Annotated in this window: 9 protein-coding genes and 1 other RNA gene; 9 read left to right on the forward strand and 1 reads right to left on the reverse strand. The window is 34.4% G+C overall.

From position 1 onward, the window contains the following. The first annotated feature begins 69 nt into the window (after window positions 1-69). The 9 genes from ACFVR1_RS03075 (at window position 70) to ACFVR1_RS03115 (ending at window position 11,356) form a co-directional block, all read left to right on the forward strand. Window positions 70-438 (forward strand): YppE family protein, encoded by a 369-nt coding sequence (locus ACFVR1_RS03075; protein ID WP_387580226.1) that lies wholly within the window; start codon window positions 70-72, stop codon window positions 436-438. After that, window positions 425-2,710, forward strand: coding sequence for a DEAD/DEAH box helicase (locus tag ACFVR1_RS03080; RefSeq protein ID WP_387580228.1), 2,286 nt, complete (start codon window positions 425-427; stop codon window positions 2,708-2,710). The genes ACFVR1_RS03075 and ACFVR1_RS03080 overlap by 14 nt, the downstream gene beginning before the upstream one ends. Then, window positions 2,700-3,995: a ribonuclease H-like domain-containing protein gene (locus ACFVR1_RS03085; protein ID WP_387580231.1), complete on the forward strand. Its 1,296-nt coding sequence runs from the start codon at window positions 2,700-2,702 to the stop codon at window positions 3,993-3,995. The genes ACFVR1_RS03080 and ACFVR1_RS03085 overlap by 11 nt, the downstream gene beginning before the upstream one ends. Window positions 3,996-4,065: 70 nt before the next feature. Further along, the gene (gene gpsB / locus ACFVR1_RS03090; RefSeq protein ID WP_387580233.1) at window positions 4,066-4,359 is read left to right on the forward strand and encodes a cell division regulator GpsB; all 294 of its coding nucleotides are present in this window, start codon (window positions 4,066-4,068) and stop codon (window positions 4,357-4,359) included. Window positions 4,360-4,422: 63 nt separating this feature from the next. Further along, window positions 4,423-4,807: RNase P RNA component class B (gene rnpB / locus ACFVR1_RS03095), an RNA gene on the forward strand. 149 nt (window positions 4,808-4,956) lie between these two features. Then, on the forward strand, window positions 4,957-6,687 hold the full coding sequence (locus ACFVR1_RS03100; protein ID WP_387580235.1) for a putative bifunctional diguanylate cyclase/phosphodiesterase: 1,731 nt from the start codon (window positions 4,957-4,959) through the stop codon (window positions 6,685-6,687). Beyond that, the gene (locus tag ACFVR1_RS03105; protein WP_387580238.1) at window positions 6,684-7,811 is read left to right on the forward strand and encodes a THUMP domain-containing class I SAM-dependent RNA methyltransferase; all 1,128 of its coding nucleotides are present in this window, start codon (window positions 6,684-6,686) and stop codon (window positions 7,809-7,811) included. The genes ACFVR1_RS03100 and ACFVR1_RS03105 overlap by 4 nt, the downstream gene beginning before the upstream one ends. 97 nt (window positions 7,812-7,908) lie before the next feature. Further along, on the forward strand, window positions 7,909-9,810 hold the full coding sequence (locus ACFVR1_RS03110) for an ATP-dependent DNA helicase (protein WP_387580241.1): 1,902 nt from the start codon (window positions 7,909-7,911) through the stop codon (window positions 9,808-9,810). A 46-nt stretch (window positions 9,811-9,856) separates the two neighbouring features. Further along, window positions 9,857-11,356, forward strand: a complete 1,500-nt coding sequence (locus ACFVR1_RS03115) for a carboxypeptidase M32 (protein WP_387580243.1) — start codon at window positions 9,857-9,859, stop codon at window positions 11,354-11,356. Between the two features lie 1,038 nt (window positions 11,357-12,394). Here ACFVR1_RS03115 and ACFVR1_RS03120 read toward each other — a convergent pair. After that, a complete protein-coding gene (locus ACFVR1_RS03120) occupies window positions 12,395-14,062 on the reverse strand; it encodes a b(o/a)3-type cytochrome-c oxidase subunit 1 (RefSeq protein WP_387580246.1) in 1,668 nt (555 codons plus the stop codon). Window position 14,063: the final 1 nt, after the last annotated feature.

The raw sequence follows: 14,063 nt of genomic DNA on the forward strand, positions 1-14,063 counted from the left end.
TATGTTCGTTTGAAGCTAGTATTATGTTTTGGAATTTGCTAAACTATTACTAGAAGGCGAGGGATTACTTTGTCATTATTAAAATTAAGTACGCAGCTATTAAAAGAATGTGATGATTGTATCATCCGTTTTGAAACTTATAGAGAAATAGATAAAGATCCAGATTTTTTTAATGACGTTAAACCACATGCATATCAAATTGATGCATTGTTACAAGAATGGGAAGAACTTGTTCGAAAGTGGATACAGACGAAACGTCCAAAATATGTTCATCCAACTCAGGTGGATTCTTTGGAAGAATCTATGAAGCAATTTATTGTTCAATCCTATTACAAAGGAACAAGTAAGAAGCGATTTTTAAAATCGGTTCACTCATCAAAATATACAATTGAAACAATTATACAAGCTATTAGGGAAGTGGGTGATGAGTTTGCATAAGAAAAAAAGCATCAGACAATTATTAGATGATTGGAAAATAGACGGAAATAGAAATAATAGAATTTTACATGTTCATTCAACAGAAGAAAAACAGGCAAAATATGCACCTTTTCCAGATAAAATGCATGTTTCAATACAAAAAGCATTAATTAGCCGCGGAGTGAAAAAATTATATATGCATCAAAGATTGGCCTTTGACACTGCATTATCTGGAAAATCGTATACAACAATTACTCCAACGGCTTCTGGAAAATCTCTGTGTTATCATCTTCCAGTACTTCAGTCTATTTTAGACGATCCTACCTCGCGAGCCATTTACTTATTCCCAACAAAAGCATTAGCACAAGATCAAAAAAGTGATTTAAACGCTCTTATTCAAGCTAGCGAGGAAGAGATTCTAAGTTTCACCTACGATGGGGATACAGAGCCTGGAATTAGACAGAAAATTCGAAAGTCAGGTCATATTGTTTTAACAAATCCAGATATGCTCCATTCTGGAATACTTCCTCACCATACTAAATGGGTGTCTTTATTTGAAAATTTAAAGTATATAGTGATAGACGAAATTCATACATATAAAGGTGTATTTGGTAGTCATGTTGCACATGTTATTAGGCGTTTACAAAGGATTTGTGCTTTCTATGGTAGTCATCCCCAGTTTATTTGTACCTCCGCAACTATTAAAAATCCAAAAGAACTTGCGGAATCATTAACAAATACATCGCATACATTAATCGATGATAATGGTGCACCTGCCGGTAGAAAACATTTTGTCTTTTATAATCCCCCAATAATTCATCCTGTTTTTAATGTGAGAAGGAGTGCAATATTAGAGGTAAGAGATTTAGCGCAGGAGTTATATGTTAATGGGATCCAAACAATTGTATTTGCTAAAAGCAGAGTTCGAGTAGAAATGCTTGTTACCTATTTACAAGCAATGGTAAGTAAAAAGATAAACGATCAATCAATTCGTGGTTATAGAGGCGGCTATTTACCATCTGAAAGAAGGACAATTGAAAAAGGTTTAAGAGAAGGAGTCATTCGAACTGTTGTAAGTACCAATGCACTTGAGTTAGGTGTAGATATAGGGCAATTACAAGCCTGCATTATGACTGGTTACCCTGGAAATATTGCTAGTGCATGGCAACAAGCGGGTAGAGCAGGGAGAAGACAAGACGAAGCTCTAATAATATATGTTGCACAGTCTACAGCACTTGATCAATATGTTGTGAACCATCCAGAATACTTTTTAGGCCAATCTCCAGAAGAAGTGAGAATCCACCCTGATAATATGATTATTTTAATGGATCACTTAAAGTGCGCTGCCTTTGAGTTACCATTCACTGCTATGGATTTATATGCTGAATTTAATGTGCAGGATTTATTATCTTTCTTAGAAGAGGAAGGCGTATTATTAAAAACAGCAGAGAAATGGCATTGGATGTCAGAAAGTTTCCCTGCAAGCAATATTAGTTTGCGATCTGCCTCTCAGGAAAACGTCGTTATTATTGATCAGTCAATACCAGCAAAAACACGAGTAATTGGTGAGATGGACCAGTATAGTGCAATGACTCTTCTTCATGAAGAAGCAATTTATCTACATCAAGGAACCCAATTCCAAGTGGAAATACTAGATTGGGACGAAAAGAAAGCATTTGTAAGAGAAGTAGATGTAGATTATTTTACAGATGCCAATATTGCTATAGAGTTAAAGGTGTTGAGTGAGGATAAAGAAAAAGAAGCTAATTTTGGAACATTGCATTTTGGAGATATTATAGTGCTGGCACAACCAACCATATTTAAAAAAATTAAATTTGATACGCACGATAATATTGGATCAGGAAAAATTCAATTACCTCCTATAGAATTGCATACTTCTTCTACATGGTTTAGCTTCAAGAAACCAGAAGATTGGACAGAAACTTTGCTATCGGATGCTATGACAGGGGTTGCTTATGCATTGCATTCTTTTATACCGTTGTTCATTCATTGTGATGCAAAGGACATTCATGTTGTCCCTCAAGTAAAATCTATAAATAAGGAAAAACCAACTTTTTATATATATGATAGTTATCCAGGTGGTATCGGTTTATCGGAAAGAATGTTTGATTTATGGAATGAATTAGTTCCAAAAGTAACGAAGCAAGTGGAAAATTGTTCATGTGCAAATGGATGTCCTGCTTGTATAGGTGCACAGGATGCATCGTTTAATTTGAAAATAGAAGTATTGAAATTACTTTACTATCTACAGGTAACTAATAATGTCATATGAAAAAAAACTTATGCAAATGAAGGGTCTTGTAAAAAAGAACATTATAAAAGAGCAACCAAAAGAAATAGAACCGAGCAATGAGGTTCCATTTTATACGAATGCATGGATGAATGCAGGATTAAAGTTAATTCAAAATGAACACGGATTATTTTTTGTAAAAGAAACCTTTTACTCGGAACAGCATATACATGGAAATATTGCACTCAGCAAACTTTCAAGTGCGATAGCTTATATGCACAAAAACTATCCAAATCATCCACTCACAATAGATTCAAATTACTCTTTTACTTTTTATGATACTGAAACTACTGGTTTAAAAGGGACAGGTGTACTCATTTTTTTAAATGGACTATTAAAAAAAGTAGATCAAGGTTTTCTGTTAAGTCAATTTGTACTTGCAGATCCTAGTCATGAAGCTGCATTTTTATATGCCTCAGATTTTTGGAAAGATGTACAAACTATTATTACGTATAACGGAAAAAGTTTTGATCTTCCGCAATTACAAACTCGTTGGACGATGAACCGAAACATACTACCAAAACTAATTCAACATGAACAAATTGACTTAATGCACTCCTCCAAAAGAATTTGGAAAGGTGAACTGGAGAGATTCAAGTTGAAACAAGTGGAAGAACAGAAGTTAGGTTTCGTAAGAAAAGATGATATCCCTGGTCATCTAGCTCCTATTATTTATTTTGATGCAGTCAAGAGTGGAAATCCAACTAACTTAATGAAAGTCCTTAAACATAATGAATGGGATATTCTTTCCTTGATTACTTTGTATATATTGTCGGTGGACCTATTAAAAGAAGAAGAAGCTACGGAATCTGCCCTAACATATACGAATATTGGAAAGTGGTTTAAAGATTTAAAAACAAAGGAAGCAAGTTTCGAGTGGTTTCAATTTGTAGTTAATCACTTTTCCAATAAAGATGCTTGCTTAGCTTATTATTATGTAGGCTTACATTTAAAAAGAAACCAATTATTTGATGAAAGCATTCAAGCATTTCAAATGTCATTAAAGGAAATAGACGGGAAATATCGAGTGAAAGTTTATATTGAATTGGCGAAATTATATGAACATCAAAAGAAAAATTATGAATTAGCTTTGGAAATAACATTACAATGCACAGTCTATATGGAGAAAATCGTAAGTGAATTGTCACCTTTAAAGCTATTAAGGCTAAAGCAAGATATTCAAAAAAGAAAAGTGAGAATAACTAGGAAATTAAATATTTCCCGGGAAAGCGCACAAGTTAACAAAAAGCGCGTTGTATTGCCTTAAAATACTCCATTAATCGACATGGTTATGCTATAATACTGTTAGCGAATTGCAGATGGAAGGAAGATATAATATGGAAATGAAATTAAAAGCTTCAGATATCCTAGAGAAAGAATTTAAAACAGGATTAAGAGGTTATAACCAAGAAGAAGTTGATATCTTTTTAGATGATATTATTCAAGATTATGAGGCATTTGAGAAACAAATTTCCCAACTTCAATTAGAAAACAAACAATTAAGAGATGAATTAGCAGATGTTCCTAAAAGAGTTCCACAAGCTCCACAAACAGGGGCAACTAATTTCGATATATTAAAAAGATTGTCTCATTTAGAAAAACATGTTTTTGGAAGTAAATTGTACGAATAATTATATTAATTCATTGGCATTGTAACTAGTCCAAACATCGTTTATAATAGTAATACCACTTATATATTCGGGCAATCGCTGCAATGCTAGACATTGTAGAGGAAAGTCCATGCTCACACAATTCTGCGATGAATGTAGTGTTCGTGCTTAGTGAAAAGATAAACTAAGGCAGCTAGATTAGCTGACGGCGGGATGAAGGCCTAAGTCCATTAGGATATGGCTGAAAATCTCTGAAAGTGCCACAGTGACGAAGCTGTATTGGAAACTTTACAGGTGGAACGAGGTAAACCCCACGAGTGAGAAACCCAAATTATGGTAGGGGCATTTTCTTGAAGGAATTGAACGGATAGAAGAACAGAAGAAATTCTGTAGATAGATGATTGCCATCTACATCGTACGAGGTAAAGCACCGTTTGAGTACCGTAGAGACAAAACATGGCTTATTGAATGTATGAGTGGCTAAAATTAAATGATTAAAAAGCTCTCCATTCTAGGAGAGCTTTTCTATTCTTATATAATAAATATCTTTAAATATAAAATACATAGTGAGGGAATGTAATTATTTTCTTAATCATTCGTGAAAGTAGGTATACTGTGATGAAAAAAAAGCAACCACCAGATCAATTTTATTTGTATCCAAATAAATTAGTGGACGAAGTTTTTCATTCAACTACTGAAGGCATAATGATTACAGACCATCTGATGAACATTTCACTTGTTAACTCTTCCTTTGAAATGGTTACTGGTTATTCGTTAGAAGAGGTTCGAGGGAAAAATCCACGAATTTTACAATCTGGAAAACAAGATCCAGAATTTTATACAAAAATGTGGGATGCAATAAAATCAAATGGTGTATGGCGTGGTGAGATTTGGAACAGAAGGAAAAACGGAGAAATTTATCCAGAACACCTCTCTATCGCAAATATTTTAAATGATCAAGGTGAAGTTACGAACTATCTTGGAGTTTTCTCAGATATATCTCATAAAAAAACTGTAGAAAAAGAAATAGAAGAGCTTACTTTTACGGATCATTTAACAAATATTGCAAATCGAAATTCCTTTAATGAATCCTTAAGTGATCTTATTAATAGTTCTAAACAATTCGATAATATACATGCTGTATTATTCATTGATTTAGATCGGTTCAAACAGTTAAATGAATCTGTTGGTAACGATACAGGAGATTTGATTTTGACCGAAGTTGCTAATCGAATTAATTCAATTGTTCATGAAAAAGATTACTTTGCAAGATATGGTGGAGATGAGTTTTTATTAACATTAAGTAATATTCAACATCAAAAAGAAGCTGCTAATTACGCAAAAACAATAATAAAGATGTTAAACAAGCCTTTTTATATAAATGGAGATGAAATATATATAACATCTAGTATAGGAATTAGTATTTATCCGCAAGATGGTATAAGTGCTGAAAAACTAATACATAAAGCAGATAAAGCTATGTATTTTGCCAAGCAAAATGGCCGAAACCAATATGCATTTTATTTTGAAGAATTAAAGCGTGATTCTAAAAGATTACTGTTTCTTGAATCAGAACTTAGAAAAGCTATTCAGAAAAAGGAATTCCATATTTATTATCAACCGAAAATTTCAATAGAGAAACAGGAAATTATTGGTGTAGAGGCATTAGTAAGATGGCAAAATGATAAATTGGGGGCTGTATCTCCAGGAGAATTTATCCCTTACGCTGAAGAGACAGGGCTAATCATTCCATTGAGTGAAGTGATTATAGAAAAAGTTTGCTTGGATATTATTGAATGGCGAAATAAAGGGATGCATAATCTTTTAGTTTCAGTGAACATTGCATCTTTACACTTTCAACAAGAAGACTTTATTGAAAGAATAAATGCAATCCTTATGCAATATAATTGTAGTCCAAATCAATTGGAATTAGAGCTGACGGAACGGACAATTATGAACGATGCAGAGGGAATTGTCGAAAAACTAATCAAATTAAAGAAAATGGGTTTTAAAATTTCTGTTGATGATTTTGGTACTGGTTATTCTTCATTAGCTTACTTAAATCGATTTCCGCTTAATTATTTGAAAATTGATAGTAGCTTTGTAAAGCAAATAACATCATTAAAAGATAAACAAGCTATTGTAGATTGCATAATTATGATGGCACATCGATTACATATTAAAGTTGTAGCAGAAGGTGTAGAAACAAAGGATCAGGTAAAGCTTTTAAAAGAAATGGATTGTGATATTATCCAAGGATATTATTATAGCAGACCAATTCCTAGTAATGAGCTATTGGATTTCTTTGAACTATGGGAAATTCATAAGGAAGAAAGGAATGTACTATGACAAAATTTAAATTAGTAGCAACTTCAGCAATGGGGTTAGAATCGATCGTTGCAGATGAAGTCAAAGCATTAGGATATGAGACAACAACGGAAAATGGAAAAGTCTATTTTGAAGGTGATGAGAGAGCAATAGCTAGAGCTAATATATGGTTACGAGTAGCCGACCGTGTAAAAATAGTGGCAGCTCAGTTTCCTGTTAAGACTTTTGATCAGCTTTTTGAAAAAACAAAAGCAGTACAATGGGAAAAGTTTCTACCTGTAGATGCTGCATTTCCTGTTCAAGGGAAATCAGTCAAATCTACTTTATTTAGTGTTCCAGATTGCCAAGCAATTGTAAAAAAGGCTGTAGTAGAACGACTAAAATTAGCCCATAAGCGCATTGGTTTTTTGGATGAATCAGGTGCTACTTATAAACTTGAAATTAGTATTTTAAAAGATATAGCCACCATTACAATTGATACCAGCGGGGCTGGCCTTCATAAACGCGGTTATCGCCAAGATCAAGGGGAAGCACCGTTAAAAGAAACACTTGCAGCTGCTCTTGTGAAAATTTCCAAATGGAACCCAGATCGTCCTTTTGTAGATCCATTTTGTGGTTCTGGAACAATTGCGATAGAGGCTGCTATGATTGGGCAAAATATTGCACCTGGATTTAACAGGGACTTTCACAGTGAAGCATGGTCATGGATGCCTAAGACAATATGGGAGGATGTAAGAGAGGAAGCAGAATCTCTTGCAAATTATGATCAAGATTTACAAATTATTGGTTCTGATATTGATCATAAAATGGTTCAAGTTGCGGAAAAAAATGCATTTGAATCCGGATTTGCAGATATTATTAAGTTTAAACAAATGCAAGCAACTGACTTCTCTACGACATTAACTGATGGTGTCATGATTGGTAATCCTCCATATGGTGAACGAATTGGAGAAGTCGAAGAAATCGAGAAATTAATCAGTGACTTAGGATATATAATGGAAAAATATCCTTCTTGGTCCGTTTACATGTTGTCGTCAATGGAAAACTTCGAACAATTATATGGTAAAAGAGCAACAAAAAAACGAAAACTCTTTAATGGATTTATACGGACAGATTATTATCAATTCTGGGGTAAACGATCTTAATAGAAGATTAATTTTAAAATGATGAGGACAAAAGTCTCAGTCTGACGGAAGGGAATATCTCCTTTCCGTTCTTATTTTATTTTGGAGGAGTTAATATATGAAAAAAGCGTTACCTTTTCAATTATCAAAAGACCGTTCTTTCTTCGAATCATTAGGTGATTGGATGGGAGATGTTTTGTACGATGAGTTACCAGAGAAAGGTTTTGAATGCCGTGATGAACAAATTTTTATGGCATATCAAATTGAAAAAGCGTTGAAAGAAAAGAACGTTTTGTTTGCAGAAGCCGGTGTAGGTACTGGAAAAACAATAGCATATTTATTACCAGCAATTTCATACGCACGTTATACTGGAAAACCTGCATTGATAGCTTGTGCAGACGAGACATTGATTGAACAATTGGTAAAAGAAGCAGGAGATATATTTAAAATACAAAATTACTTAGATATTAAAATTGACGTTCGCTTGGCAAAATCTAGAAATCAGTATTTATGTTTGAAGCGATTAGAAGACGCCCAAAAAGATTTAGACAATGAATATTTCTTAGAGGAAATAGAGGATCTAATTCCTGATTTTGTCTATGGACATTCTTCGCTTCAGCAAATATATCCATATGGGGAGCGTAGTCAATTTCCTCATGTAAGTGATGAAGATTGGCAAAAAGTGAATTATCATCCTACTCAACAATGCATGGTTTGTGACATGAGAAATCGATGTGGCCAAACAATTCATAGACAAAATTACCGAGAGTCGTCAGATTTAATCATTTGTTCTCATGAGTTTTTAATGGAACATATTTGGACGAAAGAATCGAGAATTCGAGAAGGACAACTACCATTACTTCCAGAAGTTTCGATGACAGTATTAGATGAAGGTCATCTATTGGAATTTGCAGCACAAAAGGCACTCACATATGAAGTTCAAAGCGAGACGCTTGTTCGACTATTGGAAAGAATTATGGTCGATGGTATTAGAGAAAAAACATTATATTTAATGGAGCAATTACAAGAAACGCATGATGATATTTTTGGTTTAATCAGAAAAAACAGTAAATCACAAGATAGTGAGCGTATGACTATAAAAAAATCCGATTTACTTATTCAAACATGTAAAAAAGCCATAAAAATCACTGATGACTTACTGGAAGAGTTTGTTTTCGAATCTGAACTATTTACTATTCCAGAATATGAACTTCGAATGGTTGAGGAATTTTTAGAACAATATTCTTTCTCTTTACGATTATTCACAGAAAAAGGGGATGGAGTAGAATGGCTTGAAATTATTGATGGACATGAAACTCTAATCATTATGCCGCGTTTAGTTACAGATATATTAGATGAAAAATTATTCTCTTCTAAAATGCCTATTATTTTTTCTTCTGCCACATTATCTATTCAAAAAGATTTTACGTATATTGCAGACTCTTTAGGAGTTGAAAAATACCAATCATTTTCTGTAGCATCGCCTTTTGATTATGATGAAGTGATGAAAATCTATGTTAATAAAATGGAGCAAGAAAAGAAAACGGACCAAGTTCATAAATTGTTAGAAGAAAAACAACAGACTCTGATTTTATTTAAATCGAAAGCAGCTATGGACCAATTCCGATTTTCAACCGATCCAACAATGGATATAGTGTTTGAAGGAGATCGAGAACTTTCCACAATTGTGAAAGAGTTTCAAAATGGAGACTTTGCTACTCTTTGTTCCTATCATTTATGGGAAGGACTAGATTTACCAGAAAAAGCATTAACGAGAGTCATTATATTTGATTTACCATTCCCACCTGTTGACCCATTATTTGATGCAAAGCGTAAGTTTTCAAATGACCCATATGAGGAAGTTGATTTACCCTTCATGTTATTAAGGCTTCAACAAGGGATAGGAAGGCTTATAAGAACTTCAAATGATTTTGGAGAAATTCATATTCTGATAAATGATGAAGAGGCTAAAACAGAAAATCGTTTTGTGAATATTTTGCCTACATCTATTCAGCGCTAATAAACTTATGGTAAGCTAAAATGGATGGAAAAAGGGGGAAATAATTTTGACAATTGAACAGCAGTTTCTAGACTTTGTAAAAAAGATGGGTGCATACAGGGAAGCACTAGGGGTTTTATACTGGGATATGCGCACTGGTGCACCGAAAAAAGGCATAGATCAACGTTCTGAAGTTGTAGGTGTTCTTGCAACAGATGTTTTTAATCTATCTACATCAGATGATTTAAAACAATTATTAGATGAGTTAGAACCTACGATTGATTCTGCAGATACAGTAACTAAACGTGTATTTGAAGAAGTAAAAAAAGAATATGAATTAAGTAAAAAAATCCCAGCTGATGAATATAAAAAATTTGTAATTCTTCAGTCAAAGTCCGAATCTGTTTGGGAAGAAGCTAAATCTAAAAATGATTGGGATATGTTCAAACCTTATTTAACAGAAATGGTTGAAACGTTAAAGAAATTCGTTGAATTTTGGGGAGTTAAGGATGGTAATCCGTACAATGTCCTTTTAGATCAATATGAACCTGGAATTACTACGGAAATATTGGACTCTGTATTTGGTGACTTAAGAAATCGTATTGTTCCTCTATTGAAGAAAATTTCGGATTCACCAAACCAACCAAAAACAGATTTCTTATTCAAACATTTTGATAAAAAGCAACAAGAAGCATTCAGTTTAGATATACTAAAACAATTAGGCTATGATTTCGATGCTGGTAGACTAGATGAAACAGTTCATCCTTTTGCTACTGGTTTAAATCGTGGAGACGTTCGAATTACAACAAAATATGATGAATCAGATTTCCGTTCTGCCGTATTTGGAACAATTCATGAATGTGGTCATGCACTTTACGAACAAAATGTAGGTGAAGAGCTAACAGGAACTCCTTTATCTGGCGGAGCTTCTATGGGAATTCATGAATCTCAGTCATTGTTTTATGAAAACTTTGTAGGACGAAATCCGAAGTTTTGGGAACAAAACTATGAGAAATTACAAAGTTTTTCTCCTGAGCAATTTGAAAACGTTTCAATGGAAGACTTTTTACGCGCAATTAATGAAGTGAAGCCTTCTTTAATTCGAATAGAAGCTGACGAGCTAACTTATGCACTTCATATAATGATTCGTTATGAAATTGAAAAGGGTTTATTCAATGGAGATTTAAAAGTAGAAGAATTACCAGAGATTTGGAATGCAAAGTATGAGGAATATCTTGGTGTTCGACCAGAGACTAATGCAGAAGGAATTCTACAAGATGTTCACTGGGCAGGGGCAAGTTTTGGTTATTTCCCATCTTATGCTTTAGGATATATGTACGCGTCTCAGTTAAAAGCTGCAATGTTAAAAGATATTCCAAACTTTGATGAGCTATTTGAAAAAGGAGATTTATCTCCAATAAAAAATTGGCTTACACAAAATATTCATCAATATGGAGCAGTGAAAAAACCTCTTGAAATATTAAAAGATGCGACAGGGGAAGGTCTAAACGGCAATTACCTTGCTGATTATTTAGAAGAAAAATATACGAAAATATATCAATTATAAAATATATAAAGATAACTATGCCTTCAAAGCCTAGTTATCTCAGACTGAAGTCAAACTCGATAAAACTGAGTTTGACTTCAGTTTTTTTACAGCATAATTTTTTATGCCATGTACAGGTTGATCTCCGCCCCAGGCGGACATTTCCAGGGGGCAAGTAAACCTCCTAGGAGTCGCCTCCTTCCACTCCAATTAACATTCCTAAAAAGGAAAGGATATACTTCGTCCAATTAATGAACTGTAACTTTCTTTTGTTTATCAAAGCAAGCGGAAACGGAGAAAAAATAGGTAGTATCCACGTATAAAGAAGCGGAGAGGCTTTTTCTGTGTATACATCGGAAGCTATTTCCTTTTTAACAGTTGTTTTCTATCTCTTCTCACCAATCTATCCATCTCCAGTAGTGCACAAGTTGTTTGAAGTGGAAGCGGAGACTTCTGAGTGAGTAGAATCAGATGATGGCTCGCAGGTCATTTTTATTTCCTATAAAAGGGTTTAGTGCGGCGGCATGAGACTCCTGCGGGAATAGCGAGACAGACGAGACCCCGCACGAAGCGAAGCGAAGGAGGAGGCTCGTCGCTCGCCCCGCGGAAAGCGAATGCCAAAGCGCTAAATCCGGGAAGTAGCTATTAATAATTTATATGCAAATTATTAGAATGACACTTTTTCATTGCCCTCAACGCAGTGACAAGGAGATTGAAAGCCATGCCCGTGAAAAGCGTCCGCTATGGCGGAAATCAACGGCATTTCTAAATTACTCTTCTTAAAAGGAACAGGCGTCTTTTTGCCCAATTTTTCCTATAAAATAAAGATCTTGCTTTGTATTTATAACTACTCCGCCTTAGGATGCTTACCTCTAGCTTCTCCAAACTACACAAGAAATTGCGGCAACTTCTATTGAATTCACTTTTATCGACTTCGTTGTTCACGGTGGATATTATAAAATTAGATTCCCTAAAAATGAAAAAGTAGAGGAGGAATATAAACTATTCCACACTCTACTTTTTCAATTCCTTCGTTAGTAACAAGAGGTGATTTTCATTTTACCAGAACTTATATCCAATAGAACCCGGAGGTGCATTTTGAATTATATCGATAACAGGAACTGTATAGGCAAACAATATTAATACAATACAAACAGTCAGCCAAATTTTCCAGTTTTCAAGTGCCATCGGAGTTTTTTCTGCATGCTCTGAAACTTCACCCACTGGGAATTCTGTTTCTCCTTTAGGAGCAAACCATAATAAGTTTGCAACAATATACAGTACTAATACTATACCGATGAAAAGAATTGTTCCTCCAACAGCTTGCGCAATTTGGTAAGGAATCCATTCAGCTGCTTGAGCAGAATCACCGTAAGTAGAAAAAGTAGAACGACGCGGGGCTCCAAGTAATCCAACGATATGCATGGAACCTGACATGATTGACATCCCAACTGTCCATACAATAGCTTGAATTATTGCCAGTCGATTCATTTGTTTCGTAAAGACTCTTCCTGTAAGGTGAGGGATTAGCCAATAGGATGCTCCAAAAAAAGTTAAAACAACTGTAGTTGCCACAGTCAAATGAAAATGACCTGTTACCCAAATCGTATTATGGATTAGTTGGTTCATTTGATGAGAAGCATTTATAATACCACCCGCACCGGCAGGGATAAATGCAACCATTCCGATAAAAGGAACTACAAACCGTGCATCTCCCCATGGTAATTGTTTTACCCATCCAAATAATCCTTTACCACCTAATGCACGTCCACGAGTTTCAAAAGTTGCAAACATCGAGAAAGCAGTTAAAAGGGAAGGAATAACTACCATTAAAGTTAAGACCACCTGCAAAAATTTCCAAAAAGAACTGATTCCAGGTTCAACTAATTGATGATGAAATCCTACTGGAATTGAAAATAAAAGGAACAAAATAAATGATAATCTAGCAAGAGAATCGGAGAAAATTTTTCCACCAATTATTTTTGGAATAACTACATACCAAATCATATATGCTGGTAATAGCCAAAAATAAACAAGAGGATGTCCAAAATACCAAAATAATGTACGTGACAGTAATACATCTACTTTATCAACCCATCCTAAAGACCAAGGAATTAGCTGGAACAAAACCTCAGCAGCCACACCTAAAGAACATATAATCCACATTGTTAAGTTCACAACAACCATAAAAGTAAGAAGGGGACTTGATTGTCCTGGATTAGCCTTACGCCATTCCACATATTTTAAAATTTGACTGGATCCACCTATCCACGAACCAACAATAACAAGTGCTAATCCAACATAAAATATCCAGTGTGCTTGTAATGGTGCATAAAACGTATATAATACAGTTGCTTTATTAAGCAACACCATTGTTGAAGCTGATGCAGTTCCAATCGTCATAGTCCAAAAACCAATCCAGCCTAATAAACGTTGCTTGTCTGTTAATGTTCCGGAAGTTCTGCTTACTGCAGCTATTTGAAAACCAAAAATAAAATATGTTGTTAAAATGAGACCAAGTAAAACACCATGTACAGTTAAAATTTGATAATAATTAATTCCCCAAGGAAGCGTTAATTGACCGGAACGGACTAATGTTTGTAAAAGACCACAGAGACCTCCAATTGCTAATGCAATAAATGCAACATATATATGTGCAAGTGCTAATTTCCCATCTCTCTTATCAACTTTTACAAGCTCTTTTGCTCTTTCTGAAATTGTTGTCATT

Source organism: Psychrobacillus sp. NPDC058041, assembly GCF_042885655.1.
In the GTDB taxonomy this organism is placed as follows: Bacteria; Bacillota; Bacilli; order Bacillales_A; family Planococcaceae; genus Psychrobacillus.

What these genes read in the sequence shown, in the direction of transcription:
- ACFVR1_RS03080 (WP_387580228.1), top strand. Translation starts at nt 425, where the DNA reads ATGAGTTTGCATAAGAAAAAAAGCATCAGACAATTATTAGATGATTGG.
- ACFVR1_RS03085 (WP_387580231.1), top strand. Translation starts at nt 2,700, where the DNA reads ATGTCATATGAAAAAAAACTTATGCAAATGAAGGGTCTTGTAAAAAAG.
- gpsB (WP_387580233.1), top strand. Translation starts at nt 4,066, where the DNA reads ATGGAAATGAAATTAAAAGCTTCAGATATCCTAGAGAAAGAATTTAAA.
- ACFVR1_RS03100 (WP_387580235.1), top strand. Translation starts at nt 4,957, where the DNA reads ATGAAAAAAAAGCAACCACCAGATCAATTTTATTTGTATCCAAATAAA.
- ACFVR1_RS03105 (WP_387580238.1), top strand. Translation starts at nt 6,684, where the DNA reads ATGACAAAATTTAAATTAGTAGCAACTTCAGCAATGGGGTTAGAATCG.
- ACFVR1_RS03110 (WP_387580241.1), top strand. Translation starts at nt 7,909, where the DNA reads ATGAAAAAAGCGTTACCTTTTCAATTATCAAAAGACCGTTCTTTCTTC.
- ACFVR1_RS03120 (WP_387580246.1), bottom strand. Translation starts at nt 14,062, where the DNA reads ATGACAACAATTTCAGAAAGAGCAAAAGAGCTTGTAAAAGTTGATAAG.